Genomic DNA, 22853 nt, shown 5'->3' with positions numbered 1-22853 from the left:
CGGAGGACGGCGCCTCCCGGGACCCCTACGCCGCGTACGGCCTGCCTGCCGTCCGTTGAGCTCCTTTACCGTTACAGAGTGCGACGTGTCGCTTGGGGGCGGTTCGGGGATACAGGGCCTCCTCAGCCGCTACCGGCTGCGGCGTTCCTGTGCCGCGGCCGGCGCCGCCACCGGCTCCGTGGCCGTGGGGTGGACATGGCCAGTGCCGTCTCCAGCGCGTTGCGGGTGCTCAAGGTGTGCGTGTGCTCGTCGCCCAGGACGCGGGCGCGGTCGTCGAGGGTGCGGCGCAGCAGGTCCATGGCCTCGGCCTGCTCACCTGCACCGGTCAAAGCGAGAGCGAGGTTGTGGCGACTGGCAAGGGTGTCCGGGTGTTCGGGGCTCAGGACGCGGGTGCGGTCCTCCAGGGTCCGCCGGTGGATGCGCACCGCTTGTGCGTGCTGGCCCATCCCGTCCAGCGCGAGACCGAGGCTGTCCCGGCTGGCCAACGTGTGCGGATGCTCGTCGCCCAGAACGCGGGCGTGGTCGTCGAGCGCCTGCCGCAGCAGCTCGATCGCTTCCGTCTGCTCACCCGCCCTGGTCAGGGCGCCGGCGAGGTTGTGGCGGCTGAGCAGGGTGAGGTGGTGCTCGGGGCCCAGGACGCGGATGCGGTCCTCCAGGGTCCGCCGGTGGATGCGCACTGCCTGTGTGTGCTGGCCCATCCCGTCCAGCGCGAGACCGAGGCTGTCCCGGCTGGCCAGGGTATGGGGGTGCTCGGAGCCCAGGACGCGGGTACGGTCGTTGAGGGTCTGCCGCAGCAGACCCACCGCCTCGGCATGCTCACCCGTCCCGTCCAGAGCGCATGCGAGGTCGTTGCGGCTGGTCAAGGTATCGGGGTGATCGGGGCCCAGGACGCGGGCGCGGTCCTCCAGGGTCTGCCGGAGCAGGCGTATCGCCTCGGCCGGCTCTCCCATTCCGAACAAGGCATTGCCCAGGTCGTTGCGGCTCGTCAAGGTGCCGGGGTGCTCGGGGCCCAGCATGCGGGTCTCGACCTCGAGGACCCGTTCGTGCAGCAGGCGCGCCGCACCGAAAGCGCCGGCCTTCTGCAGCACCTGCGCCAGCGTGTTGAGAGTGGTGCGGTGGTGCGCGGCGGTGTGCGGGTCCGCGTAGTCGAGCAGCAGTGGCAGGTGGGGGGCGAGGAGCACGGCTGCGGGCCAGCCGGCGCGCCCGCGCTGGTCGGCCTCGTGCACAGCCGTGGTCAGCCGCTCGGCAAGGGCCCGGTGCCACACGGCGAGATCGGAGGTCTCGGCCGCGAGGGCGACAGCGTTGATCTCTCGGATCAGGGGGTGCAGCACCACCTGCGCCCCTTCACTACTGCCCGACGTCGGGGCGGCGCTGCCGGGTGAGTGGGGCAGGCCGAGGAGACCGTAGCGGTGCAGACCGGCGAACGCGGTGTCCAGGGCCGCCGCGGTGACGTCGTGTCCGGTGACGGCGGACAGCAGGTCCGGGGTGATCAGGGACAGCGGGACGGGGGCCCCAGCCAGCAGGGCCAGCAGTCGCAACAAGGGACGGGCCAAGGCGTCGCCCTCCCCGGCGAGCTGGTCCAAGGACACCTCCCAGGTGTGCCGCACCATGGCGCGGGCGACCTGCGGATCGGAGGCATGCGGGTGCGCCGATCCCAACAGGGACCGCAGTTCCTGGTCCAGGGCCTCGAGGTAGGCGGGAAAAGTGCGGTAGCGGCTGGTGGGTCCGGCCACATAGGTACCGGCCGCGTGCAACGCCAGTGGGAGCCCGGCCAGTCGCGCCGCCAGCTCCCGGGCCTGCTCGGCGGTGCCGGCCCCGGGAGCAGCGTCGAGCAGGACCTGCCCCGCAGGTAGCACCGGCAGCGGTTCCAGTGGCAGCAGCCGTGCGCACGGACCCCAGGTCTGCTCGCTGCCATCCCGGCTGGTCACCACCAGCAGGCCCCGGCCGTGAGGACGGATCCAGCCGCGGTAGTCGGCCACCGGCTCCCCGGCCGGGCCGATCTCGTACGGCTCGTCGGCGTTGTCCACCACCAGCAGCCACCGCGGCACCCGGCCCAACTGTCGCCAGACCACGTCCGGCAGGCTCGCCTGCCCCGCTCGCGCGGCCTCCAGCTCGGCCTCTGGCAGGCCGCAGGCCAGCGCCGCCTGCACCATCTGCTGCGCCAGCTCGGCACCGTCGCTCCAGCGCACCCAGAACACTCGCCGGCCCGCCGCCTCCGCCTGGGTGGCCAGTTGCGCGGCCACCGTCGTCTTGCCCATGCCGCCGGCCGCGCACAGCACCGCGAACCGGCCTCGTGGCCGCCGAAGCATGCCTGCCAGCACGGCGAGTTCTCCCTCACGCCCCCGTACGCGCTGAACATGCGGGGGGCGTAACGAAGCCTGTCGGCCTCGGGCCGGACGGCTCAGCGGTGCCGGCCGCGCCGGGAGCCCGGGTGCGGCATCCAAGTGCCGGCCCCACAGCGACAGCCCGATGCCGACCACCACCAGCACGGCGAACACCGGCCAGATCACCCACGCCCGCGCCGCCCAGCCAGGCACCGCGTCACTGGCGTAGTTGGTCACCGGCCCCAGCACAGCCGCCACCAACGCGGCCCCTCCCGCTACCGCCGACCCGGCCCACGCACCCCGCCTGCGCCCCACGGTCCGCCACCCCCGTCCACCGTCCTCAGGATGCTCTCGCCTGGATCAGGTTCACGGAAGAGTGCGGGTGGTCACGGCTCGGGCGGCAGCATTGCTCCGGTTCAGCGGCCGGATGCCGCAAGGCCGAGCGCCCCTCATGGTGCCGAAGGTGGGCCCCCACCCCTGGACGGCAGGGAGCCGGACAAGTGCAGGCAGGGCGCCCCCGTCCACGGGGCCGCCCTCCCCGTTTCGGACGCTGATTACGGCTTGCGTCCGCACCACGCCACGAGGCGGTCGATGGCCGGCGCCTCCGCGTCGACGTCCACCGCGGCCCCGAACGGAGCGTCGTCACGCGGCCCGGCGGGCAGCCCGCGCCTCATGGCGGCGTACGCGACGGCCACAAGTTCGGGGTCCCAGTCGGGGCGCTGGCCGGTCGCGGTGGCGACGTCCCAGGTGTGCACGGTGAATTCCGAGGTCCAGACGGCCGCGGCCGCAGCACCCGGAAGGCTGCCGAACGGCAGTGTCAGGGTCCGGCCCAGGATCTCGGGATCCGCCCACGCCGCCTCGACCTCACGCACCGCGGCGTCCCACGCCGCTTGCCATTCGGTGTCCTCCAGGTCGTCGGCGAGCGTAGGGAGGCTCGCCACGTCACCGCCGCGCCCGGCGAGGGCGATCCGGCGCAGGACGGCGACGAGGTGTCCGGCCAGCCGCCGGACGGTGAATTCGGTGCAGGGCGTGGGCCCGTCGAGCTGCTCGGGCCGGACTGCGGCGACGGTGCGTCCCGCCAGCGCGATCGCCTTCAGCAGGCCCTTGCGAGGGTCGTCGGTGGTGTCAGGGGTGACGGTGGGCTGCGGGGTGTTCTCGTTACGGGTCATGACTTCATCCTGAAAGCCAAACAGGTCATCCTCTGGCCACTTTCCCACAGAGAATGGTCGGCATGAGAGCCGATCGCCTGGTGGCGGCCCTGCTGTTCCTCCAAACGCGCACCCGTGTGACCGTGGCCGAGGTCGCCGCCGAACTCGAAGTGTCACCACGGACCGCACGCCGCGACCTGGAGGCCCTGTCCACCGCGGGCATCCCCGTCTACGCACAGCGTGGCCGCGGCGGCGGCTGGTCGCTGGTCGGCGGCGCCCGTACGGACCTCACGGGGCTGACCGCCGAGGAGATCCGGGCGCTGTTCCTGCTCGCGGGCCCTTCCTCAACCACACCCGAACTCCGTACGGCACTGCGCAAGTTGGTGCGTGCGCTGCCCGCCCCCTTGCGTGCAGGCGCCGAGGCCGCGTCGCGGGCCGGCCTCACCGACGGTACGGACTGGTCGCGCGCCGAGGTCACGGCCACCGGGCCGCACCTCGACGCGCTCCGACGGGCCGTGGTGGAGGGGATCCAGGTGCGGCTGGGGTATGCCGGGCCCGGCAAGCCCGTCGGCGTGCGGACCGTCCACCCGCTCGGCCTCGTGGCCAAGGCGGGCCGCGACTATCTCGTCGCCGAGACGGAACGGGGCTTGCGCACCTTCCGGCTCAGTCGCGTCACCTCGGTCGAGGCGACCGGCGAGCCCGTCGTACGACCGCCCGGCTTCGACCTTCCCACCGTCTGGCGTTCGTTCGCCGCACGCTTGGAGGAGCGGCTGTACGCGGCGACGGTCCGGGCCCGGGCCGAGCCGGGCGCCATGGCGATCCTGGAGCGGCTGTTCGACGGGCGCCTTCGGGTCGGTCCGGTGCTCCCCGACGGGTGGACGGAGATACGGGTGGACGGGCCGACGCCGGAGGTCGTCGCGACACAGCTGGCCGGGCTGGGGGCACGCATCGAGGTGCTGGACCCGCCGGAGGCGAGGCAGCGGCTCGCACGCCTGGCGGTTGAGCTGGCGGGCGTGTACGGACCGCCGGGCTCTGTGTGAGCAACAGGCAGCGGAGGCGGAGCGGGGGGCCACAGTCCCTGCTCGTGGATGCCGCCCCAGGTGACGTGCTCGCCGTTACCCGTCGTGCTCGCCGTCGATCACGACAGGTGACGTGCTCGCCGTTACCCGTCGTGCTCGCCGTCGATCACGCGCTCGACTCCCGGTCTGATCCGTCAAGCGGTTCTCCACGGCGTCGTGCGCGGACCCGGCACACGCGCTTCACCGTCACCGCTGCCGGGAGACCGGCCAGGAGAAGGGACAGCCCCACCGGGAGCACCCCCGCCCACACCGTCGGTGAGACGTACGCGGTGCCGGATGGACCGTCCACCAGCCGCGCGCGGACCGGTTGCGCATCGATGTCGCCCTCGACGGGGACCTCCAACGACGAGCCGCCACCATCCGGGGCGAAGGCGCCCCAGCAGAACGTCGACGTTCCGGCGCTGGCCACCGTGTTGTCGTATGTCCGGCAGTCGGCTTCGGTCACGGTCCCGTACTCACCCCACAGGGCCGCCCGCAGCTCCGCGGTGAAGTTCGTCAGTACGACGTAGGCCAGAAACAGCCCGACCAGACAGCCCAGCGCCAGCCAGGGAGCGGGTCCGACCTGCTCCGACCCGCTCCTTTGCCCGTCCACAGCGTCCCCCCGCCCCTCCCACCTCGGATCGCCGACGGACCCCCATGGTGACCGATCCGAGGTGCCCTCGGAAGCCCCCATGACGTGCCGGTGAGCTCCACGAGCGCCGTAGAACGGCACCCGACCGTCACCCTGCGCGGCAACGTGGCCGGTCACTACGATCGAGCCGTCCGCCGGAGGGCCGGTACAGGCCGCACGACGCCAGTATGGCGTTCATGCCCCAGACGGTCGGCGCCGGCCTCTTCGTCGCGACGGCCCGGAAGGCGAACCCGGTCGTCGACGAGCCGCTGCGGATCCTACGCAGCGCAGGCCGGCTCCGGCGCGTCTCCGCAGGTTCTTTCCGCCTAGGAAAGAACCTGCTACTTTCCTCATGGGAAAGTACTCGGAAATCGATGACCACGGATGCCACCCATGACCCCTCATGACGCCCAGACCGCCCTCAACGCCATACAGCACCGTCAGGAGCAAACGTTCGACGAGTACATGCGCCACGCCTACTCCCGCCCGTATCTGATCGTTTCGGCGCTCGGCCTGTTCGTCGTGTGCTCGTCCTTCGATCTGCCGAACCCGTGGAACACGCTTGCGGTCCTCGTGGGCAACGCCCTTGCACTGGGCGGCCTGTTCGTGCACCAGCGCCGGGCCGCCGTCCGCCGCAAACTCGCCGCTCCGGAGGCGCTGTTCTACGCGGTCGCCGGGATGGCCCTGCTCGCGTTCTTCTGGACGGCGGCGATCACCGCCTACTTCCTCGGTCTCCCGGCACGGCACACGTTGGCCGCGGCGGCCACCGCACTGGCGGCCGTGGCGGCCTCGTACGCGTTGCGCCCGTTCGCCGAGAACGTGATCCGCAGGAAGGGCCAAGGCTGATGGACCCCGACTTCGACGAGTTCCTGCACGTCCCGGCACGGCTCTCGGTCGTCGCACTGCTGGCCCCGGCCGACTGGGTGGACTTCGGTTTCGTCCGGGACACGGTGGGCACCAGCGACTCGGCGCTGTCCAAGCAGGTCACCGCGTTGACGGACGCGGGGTATGTCGAGGTCCGAAAGACCCGGAGCCGTACCGGACGGCACACGCACCTACGCCTGACCCCCCACGGGCGCCAGGCATTCCTACGGCACGCTTCGGCGCTGGAGAGGATCGTGGCGGCGGCGCGGAGACCCGTGGAATGACGGGACGTCCGGGCCCGGGTCACGACTGTCCAACGCCCTCCGCGGATGCGGCGAAGCTCACCCTCACCGCGACCACGGCCCCCGAGGCACTCAGGTCGGCGTACACGGGGAAGTACCCGTCGCCCCAGCTGGTCATCGCGCAGAGCAGCCGGGCCTCGCCGATGTCCACCGTTCCGGATCCGACGTCGGAGGCCCGGACTTGTCGCATGATCTGCCAGTGATGCGAATGGGGACGGAAGTCCACCACCATGCGCCGTCCGGCTTCCTCCCTCCAGCTCTCCACGGCGTCGGCCTTCTCCCAGGCCTCCTCCAGGGGCAGCCCGGCCCATCCGCGGATGCCGTCCTCGCCCGGTTCTCCCAACTCCGGTGCCGAGAACACCGCGGCCGCCTCCTCTGCCGCGGCGCCCCAGAACGCGACGTCCGCCAAGCCGTCGACGGGCCGGTGGTGCTGCCAGGCGTTCAGGGCGCCCACATCGCCGAAGAGCACCCGCGCCCAGTCGATGCCGATGTCGCCCAGCCGTACGGATGACTCCGCTTCGGCCCGGCTCACCCGCACCGACATCTCCGACCAGCGCGGCCCGATGCCGTCGCCGAAGTCGACCCGCGAAGCACACACCGGCAGACGTCGATCGGTCGGTACGCCTCCCACCGCGACGACGGGGACCCCGAACATCACGAAGCCCCCACCGCCTTCCGCCGCCGCACGGCGCGCGCGTCGGGCATGCGGTTCGCGGCCCGGCAGCGCCGCCAGACGGGCGTCCAGGCCCGCGGTCCGGCACTGCTCGTCGAACATCGACTCAAGCTGCGCCGCCCGGGAGGCGGGAATGTCGTGGAGCATGCTGCCCGGCTGACGGTCGAAGGTACGGGCGGCGGCCGAGGCGTCGGGGCCGACCACGGCGAAGTCGACCGAATTGAGCACGTCGGCAACCATCGCCGGGTCGTTCACACCCAGCAGAGCCGGATCGATCTCCGCTGGCGACCGCTCCCCGCTCCACACCCCCAGCTGGCCGCCGTCGACGACGATCAGGGTGCCCGACGGGCAGCTGATCTCTCCCAGCCTGCGGATCTCTTCCATGGCGCGCGAGTCTACGGCCGGCCCCCCGACCGTCAGCGGCCAGGGCCGTGGCGCTCCGGGTGACCCCGGCCGTGCTGCCGGACTCGTGTGCGGCAGCTCTGGATCACCAGACCGTGCCGAAGAACCGCGTCCACCAGCTGGGCCGCACCGCGATGTGTTCCATCCTGCTGGGCCCGTCGTAGTCGCTCTCCAGCAACTCCTCGGGGACGCTCGTGTAGCCGAGGTCAGCCAGCGCCCGCCTCACGGTGGCGAGGTCGCCGAGGTCCAGTGCCCTCTCCTCGTGGGCCTCGTCCGTGCCGAGGAATGCCCCCGGATTGTCGGCGCAGACCTCGGCGAGGGGGTTGAACTTGCTCACGCAGACCACGATCCGCGTCCCGCAGACCGTGGCGTCCGCGGGCACGTGGACGCGCCCGTACTCGCTGGAGTCACGGGTGTCGCGCTCGGACTCGCACACGACCCCGAAGTCCGCTTCGAGCCGGCGCACCAGCCCGCTGAACTGGACGGCGGCCGCAGCGCGGTCGTAGTGCAGCGGCCGTTCCAACCGCTCGGGGTCATCGAGTTCGCGCAGGAGCGCCAGCAGTTCCGTCTCACTCTTCGCCACCCGTACATCCTGCCGCGCCTCGGGCGAACGACCCGCGCGCAGGGGCACGGCGGGAAAGGGGGGACCGAGACGCCCGGCGCCAGGCGGCCGGGGCGCCCTTCCTCAAACCTCCGGGCAACATCCCCGCGAACGCCACGCTTTGAGTTCCCATGATCACAACGGGTATCTTCCGGGAGTGGCGAACTCCTCCATCGGCCTCGCGGCAGCCACGGTGGCCACGGTCCTGCTGGCGTTACCGCACCCCGGACCGAGCCTCGAACAGGCGCCGCAGACGTGCGTGCCGTCCGGACAGGACTCCCGGGGGCGGTCGTCCGTCGACGAGGGGGTGATCGCCTGGGAGGACGACACCGAATTCGACGACGCCCGCACCTACGCGGTCGGCCAATGGACCAGCGGAAACCTCAAGAAGGTCACCTTCCACCCGGACACCGCCTCCGAAATCGCCGACCTGGAGTGGAACGACACCCGGTCCAGCGGCGGCGACTGGAAGAACGTCCTGGCCCGCTGGACCGGCCTGCCCGGCACCGACAGCATCACCATGAACCGCTTCTACCTGGACACCGGCGGAACCCGCGGCACTACCGCGCACCGGCGACGCGTCGCCACCCACGAACTCGGCCACGCCCTCGGCTTCTGCCACAAGAGCACCCGAGCCCCGTCCATCATGTGGACCGACAACGGCGAAGCGGCACGTGCCGGCATCGACCGGATCACCACCACCGACCGCAACGCCTACCACCAGCTGTGGGGATGACCATGAACAAACTCCTCGTCGTCGCCGCCTCTGCCGGCGCGGCGGCAGCCCTGGCCGGCGGCGCCTGGCTCGGCTGGAACCAGTACCGCACCGCACACACCACGAGCGAGTCGGTACACGCCTTCGACACCACCGACCCGGCCTTGGTGGCACCCGAGGCCACCGCCGTGTTCACCGGCACCGTCCTGGAAGACCTCGGCCGGCGCACCGTCGAAGGCCTGCCCTCCGACGCCTATCGGGTACGGGTCGACCGCGTGCTCAAGGGCAGCGCCGCGGGGGAGATGCTGGTCAGCCAGAGCGACGAGACCGAGCACAAGTACCTCGTGGGCCAGACCTACATGTGGGCCACGAACCCCGCCACCCTCCCCGAGGAAGGAGTGGCCCAGCTCTACGACGCCGACCCCCGCCCGGCCGACGACGCGGCCATCGCCACCTGGACCACCGCCCTGCACCGCGCTCCGCAGAGCTAGCACCAGCCCCCAGCCCCATCACCGGCGGCGGACGGACCGTGCTCCCCACCACCACGGCACCGGGCGCGCTCACCTTCTGTGGGCGTCGTGGGCGGGGCCAGCCCTCCGGAAGGCGGCCTACCCAGGGCTGGTGGCTACCGGCCTTGCCGTCCCGGGCGCAGTCACCGACCTCGCAGTCCCTGCAGCCGCCGTCCTTGACGCCCCCTCGGTCGCCGGCCGCACCACCGACCCCGACCCCCCTCTGGCCGCAACGGATGCGCAAGTTCATGCCGCAGTGCGCGGGCTCCGTCGGCCGCTACCCCCTGGCAGACGAGGCCGCCGTGGACGCCTCCCCCCACGAGATCGGCGCACACCACCGCGCCGCACCCGGGGCCGTACGCACCTCCCTGCCCGGCACCGATCCCGCCTGGCCCCCGGACGCCGCACGCCACCGCCCGCCAGGAGGCGCTGGACAACCTCCAGGACGCCGTCGAAGCCCTCGAAGAAGCGCAACGAGCCCAGGCCGCAGCCGACACGCGACCGTCGGTCCGCGGACCAAGGCACCGAGGGCGCCGGATCCCGGGCCGCCGCCCTGGCGATGGTCTTCAAGTTCGTCGAATCCGCCCAGGCCCGCCCGCTGGTGAGCCGTGAGCGCACCCCACCTCGTCGCCCTCGTCCGCGCCGGGGCCCGATTCGAACGCGGCCATCTGGTGGAACGGCCGCAGACGACCGCCACGTGAATCGGGTGGCGGACCTGCCTCGAAGTTCGAGAACATCCGGTCATGTCGGATGGCACGGCAGGACAGGACCTTCCGGTCGGCTTCGGGTTCCGGCCGTATCGCGGCGACGAAGACCACGGCGCCATGGCCGCGGTGCGGCTGGGATGTGTCGAACGGGACCGGGTCGATGTCCATTCGGTAGGGGAAGGACTCCCGACAGCGGCCGAGATCGCCGAAGCTTCCGCCACATTGGAGGAGCCGTCCAAGAACCAGATCCTGGTGGTGCTCGACGGGAGTGTCGTCGGCTACTCGACGATCCGGTGGTGGCAAGAGCGCGACGATACCTGGCTCTACCTGCACCGCGGCCACCTCTTGCCCGAACATCGCGGCCAGGGCATCGGCTCAGCCATGCTGAGCTGGGCCGAAGATCGGATCCGCCGGCTCGTCCAACAGCACGGAACGGCGCGCACGGCAGTGATCGGCGCGAACGCCGCGGCCTCCGAGCGGGACGCCACGGCGCTGCTGCGCGCAGCCGGCTACCGACGTGTCTTCAGCCTGGTCGAGCTGGAGCTGGGCGATCTGCAACAGGTGCCCGAGCCGGACAGCGAACTGCCGGCCGGGATACGGACAGGGCCGATCGGGCCGCGCCACTACCATGCAGCCTGGACGACGGTCGTCGATTCGTACGCGGACACAGGCTTCGCTCAGAGATGGCCTTTCCAGGACTTCGTCGACACCGCCGACCCGGCATGCTGGAGGGCTGCCTGGAACGGGCAGGACATGGTCGGCGTCGCCCTCTGCTCCATCCGCCGTCACGACCACGCAGTGGGCGAGGTGAAAGAGCTGAGTGTCCGGACGGACCAGCGACGCCTCGGAATCGGCCGGGTCCTACTGCTGGACGGGCTGCGGAGCCTTCGCGAGCAGGGTGCAACGACCGCCCGGTTGTTCACGGGCACGGCAAATCCGCACCGGTCCTACGACCTTTACGAGAGTGTGGGGTTCCGGCGGCAGAACGAGTACGTCCGTTACCGCAAGCCGATTGCTTGATCGACCGGCCATGGGGCTATCTGGTCAGTCCACAGGATTTGACCATGCCTCCAGGGCGAGAACCCCGTGAGCACTGAGCCGCAGAGGAGGCTGGATCCCTGCCACAGCCCGGGGTGTCAGTGCCCTCTGGCAGCATGATCGGCATGAGCAAGGTAGTGAATTACAGCATGGCGAACCGCGGCGCGGTCCTGCGGTTTCTGCCCGCGGTGGACCTGAGCGCGGACGAGTCACGACGCCTGGGAAACATGCGGAGGTCGGCGCGGGAGCGCCAGGACAGCCTCGACTACCAGGAAGTGGACTGGGGGCTGTCCGTCCCGGACGCCTTGGAGGACTTGATCGCCGGGCGGGCCGATTCCCGCGCCGAATATGCCGGCAGCGCCTACTTCGCTGCTCTGCAGATCATCATCGACCACAACGCGAGCGACCCTTCCACCCTGGGGAGCTACCGCAGCCCGGTCACCTTCTTCTCGCACCTGGACGGCGCGCTGAGCCGGGCGGGTGTTCCGGAGGAACTGCTGTCCTGGCAGTACATCTTCAGTGGCCCGCCCTCGGAGATCGGGTTCCCTATCCCCCGACCCGTGGACGGTTCCCCGGAGATCGGCTGCTGGCCGCTGGCGAAGGCAGGCCCCGCGGTTGAGGCCTACCGTGCGGTGCTGGACCGGATCGACCCCGAGCTCCGCTACGACCTGGAGGAGCTCATCAAGGCCCTCGACGACTGGGCCTCGGAGTGGAACGAGGGGCAGGGCGCCTGGTGGTGGGCCGAGGACGGATCGATCTTCTTCTCGATCACCGGCTGACCTGCCGACCACGGGCGCGGGGGAGCGTCACAGGGAGGAGCCCGGGGTTTGGTCCCGGCGGTCCGGGGGTCCGGCGGGCTGCCAGGGAGGCCCGGCCCGGTTCGTTCCCCCTTCCCCCCGCGTCCCTGGTCACGCTGGCCGTCAGCGAGGCATCGATCTGGGGCTGCTCCGGATGAGTGGACTTGGGCCAGGCCGTCACCGTCGTGCGGCAGATCGTTTCCTTGCCCCTTCCGTGGTCCCGGCCCCTGTCCGTCCGTGCCTCCGCACGGGTCCGCTGCCCGGATTCCGTCCTCCGGTTGCCGAAGCGCGTATTGCTACGGCGAGTTGACGGACGAAATCGCCGGGAGCCGTGGTGGCCGAGACATTCGAAGCGGTGGCCGTGGTCAGGGTGGGCTGCCGCCCGTCTGGTGGGGTGGCCAGCCCAGAGGGTTTGCGGGACCTGCTGGTCATCGGGACCGATGCCGTGGGTACCCTCCCCGCGAGGTGTTTCGACGCCGCCGCGTTCACGGCCCCTGCCGAGGCCGGGGGAGCACCGCGGCCGGGTACCACCTACTCCGACGCCGGACGGTTCCTCCGCCAGGACCTCACCCTCTTCGACGCCGTGTACTTCGGTATTTCCCCGGCGGAGGCGTCCAGGATCGACCTCAGCAGCGGCTCGTGCCGGAGTGCGCCGTCGAGGCACTGGACGGTGCGGGCGTCCCCGCCCGTTGTGTGGCCGGGGTGACACCGCGGCGGTCATCGGGGCGTCGAACGGCGAGTACGTCTCCCTGCAGACGGCGCGTCCGGAGACGTTCAGCCCGTACATGATGCTCGGGACGGCCGGCTGCAACCTGGCCGACAGGGTCTCGCACGCCCTGGACCTCCGCGGGCCTTCCTACACGGTGGACACCGCTCGTGCCTCCGCGTTGACCGCTGTCCATCAGGCGTGTCTGGCGATCCGGTCCGGCCGCGTCGACACCGCACCGGCCGGCGGTGCGTCGGTGCTCCTCGGCCCCTGGCCCTCCCTCGGCTTCGCGGCCGCGAGGATGCTTTCCCCCACCGGACGCTGCCCGCCCGCTCTCGGAGGGGGCCGACGGCTACGTGCGTGCCGAGGGGGCCCGGGATCCTCGTCCTGAAATCCCCGGCGCGGGCCCGTGCGGACGGAAACCGGATCGTCGCCCACCTGCCAGCCGCCGACCCCGTCCCGAGGGCGCTGATGCGTCGACCTACGCGTCCCATCCCAGTGGCCGTATCGGTCACCGTGTGGGCCCTCGTCCACGGACTGGGGTTCCTGTATCTGGACGGCAAGCTCGATCCCTCCGCCCCTGACGCGGTCGCCGCACAGGTCGGCGCCGCCACGCGCGCACTGAGCAGCGGGCTCTGAGCAGCGGGCTCTGAGCGGGTGTGACCGTGGGTGTCGTGGCGGGGCCGGGTGGTGAGCCCGTCGGTGGACTGGCAGCGACTGCTTGGATGCATTCATGAGCACCGATCTGCCAGACGGCTTTGAGATACTCAATGACCCGGACCGTCTTGACCGCACGGTCATTCACCAGTGGTTGTCCACGGATGCGTAATGGGCTATGAGGACGACCTGGTCGCGGCGGCCGGGCTGTCGAGGCCGCGGGGCGAGCCCGTGAGCGTTCTGTACGCCCCCGGCGTCCCGGTGGCCTTCGGCCCACCGGTGTCCCTGCCCGTAGCCGGCACGTGGCGCCGCTGACGGTCCTGCACACCGGCTGACCCGTGGGCGGAGTGGCGGCCCGGACTCACCACAGCAGGGTGCCCGGCCCGCCCTTGAACGGCCCGCGCACCTCCGAGGTGATCCAGCCGCCGTAGAAGTCGCCCTCCTGCGCCGTGGCGTCCTCTCCGGCGACCGTGCAGCGGTCGACGCGGCTCGGGTAGAAAGCGAAGTAGTCCTGGAGGGCCGTGAAGCCGGGCTCGGGACGGGGATAGCTCCAGGCGGCGCCGGCGCGCACGTCGTCTCCCACGGCGACGTCCCAGTACCGGGCCGAGCCCTTCCACTCGCACCAGGTCCGGCCCGAGTGCGCCGGGACCAGCAGTTCCGTACGGACGTCCGCCGGAGGGATGTAGAACACCGGCGGATGGCTGGTCTCCAGTACCCGCAGGGACCTCCGGGTCTCCGCCACCACCTGGCCGGCGCACTCGACCCGCACGAGGCGGTCGTCCTCCCGTACGGCGGGCGGCCGCGGGTAGTCCCAGACGGACTCGGGCGGTCGTGGGGCGGAATGCGATGCGGGGTGTTCCGACAGCGGATCCAGGTACACCCCGTCCTCGTAGCACCAGGCCCACTCCCGGCCGCGGGCCAGGGCGCGGGCCACCGGGTGGCCGCTGGAGTCGAAGTGCGTCGTCGCGTGAGCGCCGGGAGAGCTGTCGCTGCAGCCCACGTGGCCGCAGGTCAGGCAGAGCAGCAGGTCGGCCGGCGCGCGTCCGCGTGCCGCGCAGGCCGTGCACGTCTTGCTCAACGGCGCCGGTTCGGCCGTCCAGGTGTGGGAACAGGGCCTCCCCGAGGGCCGTCCGCCGTCGTGCCGGGGTACCCACTTCGTCATCGGTGACCACCGGTCGGTGCAGTGCTGTCCACGGTCTCTCCTTTGCCGTTTCCCGTCTCACCTCTTCTTCACCCTCGACCCGCGCGAGGGATGCAGGCGGCGTGCAAGCGCGCCGCCGTTCGGCGGACCCGGCGAGTGCCCCTGGCCGAAGGGCTCCGGGGTCGGGATGCTGAGGTCACGGCTCGTTGCCAGGAGGCCCGTAGGTATGGTCGGGAGTGTGGTCGGCAGCACCGTTCTGTACGGGCCGTTGCAGGTCACGGCGGTGGCGAGCGCTGCATCACGCCTCCGGCGGGTCATGGCCATGCAGCACGGTGAGGAATCGGTGGGTCCGGGGTGGACGGCCGGGGTGGAGTTCCGCCGCTGGGCGGTGTCCTGTTCGTCGCAGTGCCGGACCAGGCAGAGGTGTTGCCGGATGTGACGTCCTCGTGGGTCGCGCCGCTGCCGCCGACCGCTCAGCCCGGTAGAGCGCCATGGCTCATATCGCGCGGCAGCGGTGGCCGGGGCGTCGGCGGAACGCGGCCGGCCGCTCGGGGTGGCCGGCCGAGGACGGCCGGGTCCCGGCGGACGGCGGCTGCGGCCCGCCAGGGGCATGACCGAGGGCCGGTGGTGTTCCGACGCGGCGACCCGCAGTCGGTCGGCGGGCAGCGCAGCATGGCTGAGGACGGCACGCCGCACGGCCCCGGGCGGGGCGATGGCCCGGAGGTAGTCGGCTAATGTGTGCCCGCTCGTGCCGGCTCCTCCGGGCGGGCCCGGCGCGTACCACCGCGCCGCAGCGGACGAGGCAAGAGGGGCGCAGAGTGGCTGAGAGCTCGGCGGGTGCGGCGACGGCGCCACGACCACGTCCCTTCGACCCCCACGGCGGCGGGGTCGACCCGGAACGGGGACGCCGGGCGGGGACCGGCAGGGTCAGCGCGGTCCTGGTCGGCGCCGTGGCGGTTGCGGTACTCGCCGCACCATGGCTTGGGCCCCTGTTCGGACTCGCGGCGTTCGGCGCGTGGCGCACACTGCTGGTCGCCATCGTCATGCAGGGCGTACCGTTTCTGCTTCTCGGCACGGTCGTCTCGGCGGCCATCGGCGCGTTCGTCCCCGCCCGGGTCTTCTCCAAGGTCCTGCCCCGCAACCCCGTGCTCGCGGTACCGGTGGCCGGGGCCGCCGCAGTGGTGCTGCCGGGGTGCGAGTGTGCCTCGGTGCCGGTCGCCGGCAGTCTGATGCGCCGGGGAGTCGCTCCCGCTGCGGCCCTGACGTTCCTGCTGGCCGCGCCCGCCGTCAATCCGGTGGTGCTCGTCGCGACGGCGATCGCCTTTCCCGGGAAGCCGGAGATGGTGGCCGCCCGCTTCGGCGCCTCGCTGGTCACCTCGGTGGTCATGGGCTGGCTGTGGATCCGGTGGGGTCGCGAGGAATGGCTGCGGCTGCCCGCCGCCCGGGCGGAGCACGCCCCGGGCGCGGGCCGGATGGAGGTCTTCCGGCGCGGGCTGCAGCACGACTTCCTCCAGGCGGGCGGCTTCCTGGTGGTCGGCGCCATGGCCGCGGCTACCTTCAACGTCCTCGTGCCGCCGTCCGTCCTCGCGGCCTTCTCCGGATCCCCGTGGCTGGGCGTGCTCGTGGCGGCGGCGCTGGCGGTGCTCCTCTCGGTGTGCTCGGAAGCGGACGCGTTCGTCGCTTCCTCGTTCACCGGTTTCTCGCCCACCGCCCGCCTCGCCTTCATGGTGGTGGGCCCGATGGTCGACATGAAGCTGATCGCCCTGCAGTCGGGAGCCTTCGGACGGCCGTTCGCAGTCCGGTTCTGCGCCGCCACGTTCGTGGTGGCGATCCTGTGCAGCGCACTCGTCGGAGGCGTGCTCCTGTGACCGCACCAACCCCCGCCCGCGCGGACCGTACCCGCCTGCTGGGCGGACTCGGCCAGCCCTTGCTTCTGGTGATCACCGGCACGGGCCTCCTGCACACCACCGTGCGCAGCGACGTCTACCTCCGGTACGTGAAGGAGGGGTTGCGGCCCTACCTCGTCGCGTCCGGAATCCTGCTGGTCGCCTTGGGCCTCGCCGGGCTCGGAACGGAGTTGCTGCGCCGCCTGCGGCAGCCTCCGGAGGACTACACAGAGGCGTGCGACGAGCACGACCAAGACCAAGACCAAGACCAAGACCAAGGCCACGGACATGACGATGGACACGGACATGAGCACGGGCACGGGGGCGCCACGCACGTCGCCTGGCTCCTCGCCGTGCCCGCCCTCACCTTGATGTTCGCCGCCCCGCCTGCACTCGGCTCGTATACGGCCTCGCGGGACGGGGCCGCAGCCAGGGTGGAGCACAGCGCCTACAAGAACCCGCTGCCGGACGCCCCTGTCGCACCTCTGGCCTTGGAGGAGTTCATCGGACGCTCCGTGAACGGGCCGGGCACGCTGCGCGGCCGCGAGGTCAGGCTGCTCGGATTCGTCTCCGCGGGCAAGGACCCGGACACCTGGTACCTCAACCGTCTGAAGCTCAGCTGCTGCGCGGCCGACGCGCGGACCCTGCGGGTGGAGGTGCACGGCGCGGAGGCACCCGACGACGACTCCTGGGTCGAGGTCACGGGCGTTTGGCGGGGCGACCGGGTCACTGCCGAGAACCCGGTCCCGGCCATGAAGGCTGACGCCGTCAAGCCTGTCGGCCAACCGCTCAACCCCTACCACGACGTGCCACCCCCAGGCGGTTGAGTCCCGGGCCGTCAGACCCGGACGCACACGGTCATGGACGTCCGGCCGGCGCGTTCGAGCGTGGCGTGGACGGTGAGGAGGTGGCCGGCGGCTTGTGGGTCCGGGCGCCTGGGGTGACGTCCGTGGTCACGGACCTCTCCTTCCCGCGCCCGCTGACCGGCCCGCGCGACACCCCGTACGGCTTCTCCTTCTCCGGGCTGAAGACCGCCGCCCGGTCGGCGGAACGGTACCGGCAGACCGGTGTGGAGCTTCCGCTTGCAGACGGCGGCCGGTGTCGAACTCCGGGTTACGCCGCTGGCCCTGTGCACCGACAACGGGGCGATGATCGCGGCCGTGGGCGACCTGCTCGTACGGGCCGGCTCCGACCCGGCCCAACCGGACATGTCCATCGATCCGTCCGCCCCGCTCGAGTACGCGGCCCTGTACCCGGTCGCCCGGCCGGCTCGCTCGCCGCGGTGTGTCTGACGACGGAGGTGGTGGCAGCGCTGCTCAAGCGCCGGCCTTCGGTGGGGACGACCGGCGCGCGAGGTGTCGTGGCCCGGTCGGGGGAGGTCACGCCTTGCTTTCCAGGATGCCTTTGAGGGTGGTCAGTTCGGTGTCGACGAGGGCTGTCTGCTCGTCGAAGTAGGCATCGGTGAAGGTGGGCGGCTGGAAGAAGGTGATCATGAACTCCGTGCCGGTGCCGTTGGCTACGACGCGGGCCGGGACCTGCCAGGACGCCTGCTCCTCGACGTAGTCGTGGTCGAGGAGGCCGGATGCGGCGTCGGCGCGGATGCGGAGCCGCGCGGGCCCGTGCGGGGTGGCCATCAACCACCAGTCGGGGTCGTCGGTGGGTTCGATGGCCTGGACGTTGACGACGGCCCAGGCGGGCCAGTTCGCGGGGTCGCGGAGGAAGTCGAAGACCTCTGCGACGGGACGGTCGATGCCGACGGTCTTGGTGACCGAGCGGGCGGTGGCGCGGTGGGTGTTCATGGCTGGGCCTTTCCGGGGGCGGAAGGGTCGGGTGGGACCTCGCCGACCAGGCCGCGGATCCAGTCCTCCAGCAGGAGGCGCCGGGCCGGGTCGAGGTGGGCGAAGAAATGGGCGTCGTTGAGATCGGCGATCTCCGCCAGGCGCGGGGTGAGGTCGCGGCCGGCCTCGGTGAGGGCGAGCCGCATGATGCGTCGGGATCCGGGGTCGCTTTCGCGGGACATCAGTCCCTTGGCGATCAGCCGGTCGACCAGGCGGGAGACCGCGCCGGCGTCGATGCCGACGTAGCGGGCCACCTCTCGGGTGGTGCTGGCGTCGCCGCGGTGGACGGTGATGAGGACCGCCCACTGGGAGACGGTCACCCCGTGCTCCGCGAGTTGTCTCTCGAAGCGGCCGTGGACGTCGTCGGAGAGCCGGCGCAGCCAGTACCCGAGATGGTCGCGCAGACCGCTGCTTGATGCTGTCACTCCTCCAGGATCCATGTCGTGACAACAGTTGTCAAGACAACAAAGAAGCCCAACGCCAGTAGAGCCCGGGCAGAGGTGGGCCCGTGCAGTCCACGAGCTCCAGACGCGGACTTCGGTCCCTGTTGCCGTTCCAGCGCGGCAGATGACGATCGTTCTGGTAGAGACACCTGTTCCTCGCGCCGGACAGTCGCCAGGCCGTGCGCTGCCAGCGGGGCGCGTTCCAGGGCAGTGGCCGCCATGACTGGTTCGTGTCGGAAGGCCGGCACGGGAGAAGGCCCGCGCTGGTGTCCTGCGCGGTCAGGCAGTATTTCGGGTTCAGCCGGGGGCGGATGGTGTGGTCGGCGGCGGTGTTCCATTTCTGCTCCGGGGACCCGTCGCACGCGTGGAGCCGGACCGGTCCGGAGTTCCATGATCCGGCCGGCGCCGTGAGGCACTGCTCGGCCGTGTCACCCGAGTGCCGCGTGGTCCGGCCCACGTCCGCGAGGATCTCGCCCGGCCGGGGATCACGGTGGGTGCGCTGGTAGCGGCGCTCGACCCAACTCCGGTAGGTCCTGCCGAGTACGACCTCCGCTTCCTTCGCGGGGACACACACGTGCTCGCGGGGGCACTGGCTGGCCGCCAGGTACCAACGGGTGATGCGCTCCTTCCACGATCTCTCGCCCGGTGCCAGGTTCCTGTCGAGCCGGGCCACTGTGTAGCCGCGGTAGTAGTACGGATGGGTGCCCGTGCGGTAGGCGGCCTCTCGGGCGTAGCGGGCGGTGATCGCGTGGTCGCTGTGGTCCACGCGGCCGTCGGTACCCGCCGCGAAGGAGGCGACGTCGGGATCCAGGGTCAGGACGGTGTCGGCCCGCGCCTGCCGGATCAGGGAGGCCAGGACCGACACCAGCTGCTCCTCCGTGTAGCTCAGGGCGCCCTGCATCGGTGTGATGGCCTTGCGGTTCGCTTTGAAGAGCCTCAGAAGGCTTTGCGGTCTTCCGCCCTTGGGCTTGCCGTCGTACAGGCCCAGGAACGTCAGCCGGACGTCTTTGCCCCGTCCACTGCCCGCCAGCCGGAACGAACGGATGCCGCGACCGTCCGCGTGCACGGTGTCCGCCGTCCAGACGTCCGGCGCGCCGGCCATCTCCGCGTAGGCCTTACGGACGCCGTTCTCCCTGCTCAGGACGTAGTTCTTCGCTTCCTGCGGGACTTCTTCGCCGCCGTCGCCGGCGGTGAGGTAGACGGTGGAGACGAAGCAGTTCCGGGCGACGGCGGCCATGATGTCCGGGTTGATGAACAAGAGGTCGTCGTCGGGGTGGGCCACCACGACGAGGGTCCGCCGGCATGCCGACGGGGCGGCCGCCGTGACGCGTGCGGCGGTCGGGTGCGGTGCGACCGAGGCCGCCGTGCACAGAGCCGACGCGAAGGCGGCGAGGACGGCAGCGGTGCGCATCAACCTGGCCACGCGTCGTCCTTCCCTCTCGTGCGCGAAGTGCGCGATCGCCCCTCGAACCAGTACTACGCGGCAAGTGCCGACGGTGCACCCGCGGCGCACGGCTGCCCGCGGTGGGAGCGGGAGTGCGGTCGCGGTATCCACAGGGCCTGGCTAGCCTCGGGACCGTGATGCAGGGCCCGACGCCGCCGTACACCCCTGTGTGCGGTCCAGCGCCTTGAAGAGGAGTCCCCCTGTGGCCAGCAGAGCGTGCCGTCACCCAGGCCGGGCGCCGTCCGTCCCCGCTGCCGCAGCCGGCCGGGGCGAGGGAGCTCTCCCGCGCCCGCGCCTTCGCCTGGGCCCGTGATGACCGCACAGGAGAGGGCCCCGGTCCCGCTGTCGGACCCACACTCGCGCGGCACCGGCGATCGGAGACCGCCCGAACCGCCCGCCGACGCCGGGACGGGGAGGGCCATGGCTGCCGCACTGGCTGCGGCGCTGGCCATGGGCGCCTACTGCCTGGCCATGGCCGTGCACGGCGTGTACCCCTTCGGCTCGCGCTCGCGCGCGGTCAACGACCTCGGCAACCAGTTCGTGCCGTTCCACGCGCACCTGTGGGACCTCATGCACGGCAACACCACCGGCGACCTCGTTTTCAACTGGGGGAGCGGCTACGGAGTGCCCTTCCTGGCCGACTTCACCGCCTACCTCACGAACCCCCTCTCATGGCTCGTGGGGCCGTTCCCCCGGGCCATGGTCGAGTTCCCGGTCTTCCTGGTGACCCTCCTCAGCATCGGACTCGGCACCGGCCTGATGACGTTCCTGCTCCTGCGGATCCGCACCGGGCCGCCCTGGCAGGCCGGACTCCTCGCGGTCGGCTACGGCGTCAGCTCCTGGACCGTCGCGGTCGCCGCGGCGGACCCCATGTGGATGTGGGGCCTGGTGTCCCTTCCGCTGACGGGCATCGCCATGGACTGGTGCCTGCGCCGCCACCGCTGGGTGCCGGCGGCCTTGCTGGTCAGCCTCTCCTGGGCGGGCAACTTCTATACCGCCGCCATGGTCACGCTGGCCATGGGTCTCGTCCTGGCCGTACGCCTGGCGACGGACGCCCGGCCCACCGGGGAACGGGTCCGCTGCGCCGGACGCGCGCTGTCCGCGACGGCTGTGGGGGTACTGCTCGTGGCGCCGGTGCTCACGGTGCCGTTCCTGGCCAGCCGTGCCGCCCAGCCCGCACCGCCCGCCACCCACGTGCCGCCGGGGTTGCGGACCTACCTCGCGCACCTGCTGCCCGCCGGATACACCGGCAGCGCCCCCTTCGTCTCCGTCGGCGTCCTGGCCCTTCCGCTGACGCTGTGCTTCCCGTTCATGGGGCAGGTCCCGCGCCGCGAGCGGGTCCTGTGGAGCGCGCTGGCCGTTGCCGTCGCGTTGTCCCTGATCTGGGAGCCGACGATCTTGCTGTGGCACGGCTTCGCCCTGCCCAACGGGGGCCCCTACCGGGCTTCCATCGCCCTGACCGGGATCCTCGTCGTCATCGCCTGGCTCGCCCTGGCTCGCGTCCCGCGTGCGGCGCAGCTGACGGCAGGCGCCGCTCTGACGGCCCTGCTCCTCGTGACCGCGGGCACCGGGAGCGCCGTCTCACGCACCACCTGGCTGCTGACGCTGGCGGGTTGCGGGGCCGCGCTGGCCCTGCCGTGGTGCCCGGCCCACCGCGCTCGGCACGTACGCCGGACGGCGGCGGCGGGCCTCGCGCTCACGGTCGCGCTGGGCGCCGTCGGAGCGACCCTGAGCCTGGAGAGGATCCGCGACGACAGCGCCTGGTGGCAGCCCAAAGCCACCTTCGGTCCCCGCACGGCGGCCGCGTACGCCGCCGTCCGCGCCCAGACCGCGTGGCCGCTCACCCGCAGCGATCCCGGTCCCCACGCGTTCGCGGACAACGACCCGCTGCTGCTGGGCGGCCAGGGCGGCGCCTACTACAGCAGCTTCGTCCCGGCGAAGTCCGCGCGGACCCTCGCCGCCCTCGGCGCCGGCTGGTACATCGGCGGCCGCCACCTGCTCTCCTTCGGCGCCGACGATTCGGTGGGCCAGGCCCTGATGGGGGTGGCCGCCCGACTGGACGCGAGCGACGCGGATCCGCGAGGCTTCGCGCAGCACCTGGCCCCTGCCCTGCCCCTGGTCACACTGCGGGCGGCCGGCACCCGACTCGACGGTGAGGTCCCTCAGGACCCGTCCGTCTTCCACCTGCGCAACCGTCTCATGGACACCCCCCTCTACCTGGTCCGCGACATCGATCCCGCCGGGCCGCCCCGACTGCGACCCCATACGGCCGCCGTTCTGAGCGGCCGCTGCCCGGCCGGCAGCGACGCCTACTTCCACGACCCCTGGTACTCCGGCACCGTCCGCGCGCTCGGCGCCACCACGACGCTGCGGGGACAGGAGGCGATGACCCGGAACGGCCTCGTCAGGCTCGGCCGCGTCACGACCGCAGACCCCTTTCCCGTCGAGCTCCGACCCACACGGACACAGCCGATGGCCGGCCCCAGCCTGGCCTGCGTCGACCCCGCCCGTCTTGAGCGCACCGTCCGCGAGCTCGCCGCGGACCGTCCCACCGTCCTGGAGGCCACGGGCCACACCATCCGGGCTTCCTTCGCCGGCCCTCGCCGGAACGTCGCCGTCGTCGCGGTGCCGGCCGTGGACGGCTGGCAGTGCGCGGTCGACGGCACCACGCCGCAGCCGCCCTCCAGTCTCGGCGGGCTGATCGCCGTACGGATGAACGGAGGGCAGAGCCTCGCCTGTACCTACCGCACGGCAGGCGTCCGCTCGGGGCTGGCCTTGAGTGCCGCCGCCGCCCTGGTACTCCTCACGGTCTCCGCCGCCGGTGCGGCGCGCCGCGGCCGGCGGGGCGGTCGGTAGGACGTGCCGTGCCGTGGTTCTTCCCGCGATCGAGGCTTCACGGTCGTCGCCTCTCAGGCGGCCGGGACGCCGGGGGCGGTGCGTGACAGGGGGTTGGCTGCGGGTGGCAGTGC

The 22853-nt window shown here is 71.9% G+C and carries 22 protein-coding genes and 4 pseudogenes; 16 read left to right on the top strand and 10 right to left on the bottom strand.

Annotated features, from left to right (window positions below; translation table 11 throughout):
- Positions 1-122: 122 nt before the first annotated feature.
- Together fxsT and ACFVXK_RS16895 are read right to left on the bottom strand one after the other, a co-directional pair.
- On the bottom strand, positions 123-2405 hold the full coding sequence (gene fxsT, locus ACFVXK_RS16900; RefSeq protein ID WP_389612398.1) for an FxSxx-COOH system tetratricopeptide repeat protein: 2283 nt from the start codon (positions 2403-2405) through the stop codon (positions 123-125).
- Between the two features lie 473 nt (positions 2406-2878).
- On the bottom strand, positions 2879-3493 hold the full coding sequence (locus tag ACFVXK_RS16895) for a TIGR03086 family metal-binding protein (RefSeq protein ID WP_389612358.1): 615 nt from the start codon (positions 3491-3493) through the stop codon (positions 2879-2881).
- Positions 3494-3555: 62 nt separating this feature from the next.
- Here ACFVXK_RS16895 and ACFVXK_RS16890 point away from each other — a divergent pair, with 62 nt between their 5' ends.
- Positions 3556-4512, top strand: coding sequence for a helix-turn-helix transcriptional regulator (locus tag ACFVXK_RS16890; RefSeq protein WP_389612357.1), 957 nt, complete (start codon positions 3556-3558; stop codon positions 4510-4512).
- Between the two features lie 145 nt (positions 4513-4657).
- Here the strand turns inward: ACFVXK_RS16890 and ACFVXK_RS16885 are convergent, their stop codons facing one another.
- Complete coding sequence (locus ACFVXK_RS16885) at positions 4658-4996, bottom strand: hypothetical protein (RefSeq protein WP_389612355.1); 339 nt, start codon at positions 4994-4996, stop codon at positions 4658-4660.
- 558 nt (positions 4997-5554) lie between these two features.
- Between ACFVXK_RS16885 and ACFVXK_RS16880 the strand changes: the two genes are divergently transcribed.
- Positions 5555-6007 carry a hypothetical protein gene (locus ACFVXK_RS16880; RefSeq protein WP_389612353.1) on the top strand — a complete coding sequence of 151 codons (453 nt, stop codon included), beginning with the start codon at positions 5555-5557 and terminating at the stop codon, positions 6005-6007.
- Positions 6007-6309, top strand: coding sequence for a winged helix-turn-helix domain-containing protein (locus ACFVXK_RS16875; RefSeq protein ID WP_389612351.1), 303 nt, complete (start codon positions 6007-6009; stop codon positions 6307-6309). The genes ACFVXK_RS16880 and ACFVXK_RS16875 overlap by 1 nt, the downstream gene beginning before the upstream one ends.
- A 19-nt stretch (positions 6310-6328) precedes the next feature.
- Here the strand turns inward: ACFVXK_RS16875 and ACFVXK_RS16870 are convergent, their stop codons facing one another.
- Complete coding sequence (locus ACFVXK_RS16870) at positions 6329-7384, bottom strand: hypothetical protein (protein WP_389612349.1); 1056 nt, start codon at positions 7382-7384, stop codon at positions 6329-6331.
- A gap of 103 nt (positions 7385-7487) precedes the next feature.
- Positions 7488-7985, bottom strand: coding sequence for a hypothetical protein (locus tag ACFVXK_RS16865; protein WP_389612347.1), 498 nt, complete (start codon positions 7983-7985; stop codon positions 7488-7490).
- Between the two features lie 175 nt (positions 7986-8160).
- Between ACFVXK_RS16865 and ACFVXK_RS16860 the strand changes: the two genes are divergently transcribed.
- The 9 genes and pseudogenes from ACFVXK_RS16860 to ACFVXK_RS16820 all read left to right on the top strand — a co-directional run bounded on the left by ACFVXK_RS16860 (position 8161) and on the right by ACFVXK_RS16820 (position 13447).
- Entirely contained in the window at positions 8161-8739 is a 579-nt protein-coding gene (locus ACFVXK_RS16860; RefSeq protein WP_389612345.1) for a matrixin family metalloprotease, read from the top strand.
- Positions 8736-9209, top strand: coding sequence for a hypothetical protein (locus ACFVXK_RS16855; RefSeq protein ID WP_389612343.1), 474 nt, complete (start codon positions 8736-8738; stop codon positions 9207-9209). The genes ACFVXK_RS16860 and ACFVXK_RS16855 overlap by 4 nt, the downstream gene beginning before the upstream one ends.
- A gap of 491 nt (positions 9210-9700) precedes the next feature.
- Positions 9701-9928 (top strand): annotated as a pseudogene (locus tag ACFVXK_RS16850) (IS256 family transposase); the annotation flags it as partial.
- 42 nt (positions 9929-9970) lie between these two features.
- Positions 9971-10954, top strand: coding sequence for a GNAT family N-acetyltransferase (locus tag ACFVXK_RS16845; RefSeq protein WP_389612341.1), 984 nt, complete (start codon positions 9971-9973; stop codon positions 10952-10954).
- Between the two features lie 143 nt (positions 10955-11097).
- The gene (locus tag ACFVXK_RS16840) at positions 11098-11751 is read left to right on the top strand and encodes a hypothetical protein (protein ID WP_389612339.1); all 654 of its coding nucleotides are present in this window, start codon (positions 11098-11100) and stop codon (positions 11749-11751) included.
- A 349-nt stretch (positions 11752-12100) separates the two neighbouring features.
- A complete protein-coding gene (locus ACFVXK_RS16835) occupies positions 12101-12475 on the top strand; it encodes a beta-ketoacyl synthase N-terminal-like domain-containing protein (protein ID WP_389612337.1) in 375 nt (124 codons plus the stop codon).
- A complete protein-coding gene (locus ACFVXK_RS16830) occupies positions 12417-12866 on the top strand; it encodes a beta-ketoacyl synthase N-terminal-like domain-containing protein (protein WP_389612335.1) in 450 nt (149 codons plus the stop codon). Before ACFVXK_RS16835 ends, ACFVXK_RS16830 begins: the two co-directional genes overlap by 59 nt.
- A gap of 110 nt (positions 12867-12976) precedes the next feature.
- Positions 12977-13114: pseudogene (locus tag ACFVXK_RS16825) on the top strand (TetR family transcriptional regulator); the annotation flags it as partial.
- 189 nt (positions 13115-13303) lie between these two features.
- Positions 13304-13447 carry a hypothetical protein gene (locus ACFVXK_RS16820; RefSeq protein ID WP_389612399.1) on the top strand — a complete coding sequence of 48 codons (144 nt, stop codon included), beginning with the start codon at positions 13304-13306 and terminating at the stop codon, positions 13445-13447.
- Between the two features lie 46 nt (positions 13448-13493).
- On the opposite strand, the gene ACFVXK_RS16815 is transcribed toward ACFVXK_RS16820, so the two are convergent.
- Entirely contained in the window at positions 13494-14012 is a 519-nt protein-coding gene (locus ACFVXK_RS16815; protein ID WP_389612396.1) for a DUF427 domain-containing protein, read from the bottom strand.
- Positions 14010-14294, bottom strand: a pseudogene (locus ACFVXK_RS16810) (UBP-type zinc finger domain-containing protein); the annotation flags it as partial. The pseudogene ACFVXK_RS16810 and the gene ACFVXK_RS16815, both read right to left, overlap by 3 nt.
- A 797-nt stretch (positions 14295-15091) precedes the next feature.
- Here ACFVXK_RS16810 and ACFVXK_RS16805 point away from each other — a divergent pair.
- From ACFVXK_RS16805 to ACFVXK_RS16795, 3 genes and pseudogenes are all read left to right on the top strand, one after another.
- The gene (locus ACFVXK_RS16805; protein WP_389612332.1) at positions 15092-16141 is read left to right on the top strand and encodes a permease; all 1050 of its coding nucleotides are present in this window, start codon (positions 15092-15094) and stop codon (positions 16139-16141) included.
- Entirely contained in the window at positions 16138-16986 is an 849-nt protein-coding gene (locus ACFVXK_RS16800) for a TIGR03943 family putative permease subunit (RefSeq protein ID WP_389612330.1), read from the top strand. Before ACFVXK_RS16805 ends, ACFVXK_RS16800 begins: the two co-directional genes overlap by 4 nt.
- Before the next feature lie 134 nt (positions 16987-17120).
- A pseudogene (locus ACFVXK_RS16795) lies at positions 17121-17451 on the top strand (tRNA (adenosine(37)-N6)-threonylcarbamoyltransferase complex transferase subunit TsaD); the annotation flags it as partial.
- 87 nt (positions 17452-17538) lie between these two features.
- Here ACFVXK_RS16795 and ACFVXK_RS16790 read toward each other — a convergent pair.
- From ACFVXK_RS16790 to ACFVXK_RS16780, 3 genes are read right to left on the bottom strand one after another with little or no spacing between them, the layout of a single operon-like run.
- Positions 17539-17958 carry a hypothetical protein gene (locus ACFVXK_RS16790; RefSeq protein ID WP_389612328.1) on the bottom strand — a complete coding sequence of 140 codons (420 nt, stop codon included), beginning with the start codon at positions 17956-17958 and terminating at the stop codon, positions 17539-17541.
- Positions 17955-18422: a MarR family winged helix-turn-helix transcriptional regulator gene (locus tag ACFVXK_RS16785; protein ID WP_389612326.1), complete on the bottom strand. Its 468-nt coding sequence runs from the start codon at positions 18420-18422 to the stop codon at positions 17955-17957. The genes ACFVXK_RS16790 and ACFVXK_RS16785 overlap by 4 nt, the downstream gene beginning before the upstream one ends.
- A gap of 31 nt (positions 18423-18453) precedes the next feature.
- A complete protein-coding gene (locus tag ACFVXK_RS16780) occupies positions 18454-19863 on the bottom strand; it encodes a PIG-L family deacetylase (protein ID WP_389612324.1) in 1410 nt (469 codons plus the stop codon).
- Between the two features lie 441 nt (positions 19864-20304).
- Here ACFVXK_RS16780 and ACFVXK_RS16775 point away from each other — a divergent pair, with 441 nt between their 5' ends.
- Entirely contained in the window at positions 20305-22740 is a 2436-nt protein-coding gene (locus ACFVXK_RS16775) for a YfhO family protein (protein WP_389612322.1), read from the top strand.
- Positions 22741-22853: the final 113 nt, after the last annotated feature.

The organism is Streptomyces sp. NPDC058157, assembly GCF_042884105.1.
Taxonomy (GTDB): Bacteria; Actinomycetota; Actinomycetes; order Streptomycetales; family Streptomycetaceae; genus Streptomyces.
This window is presented reverse-complemented; position numbering and strand designations above follow the sequence as displayed.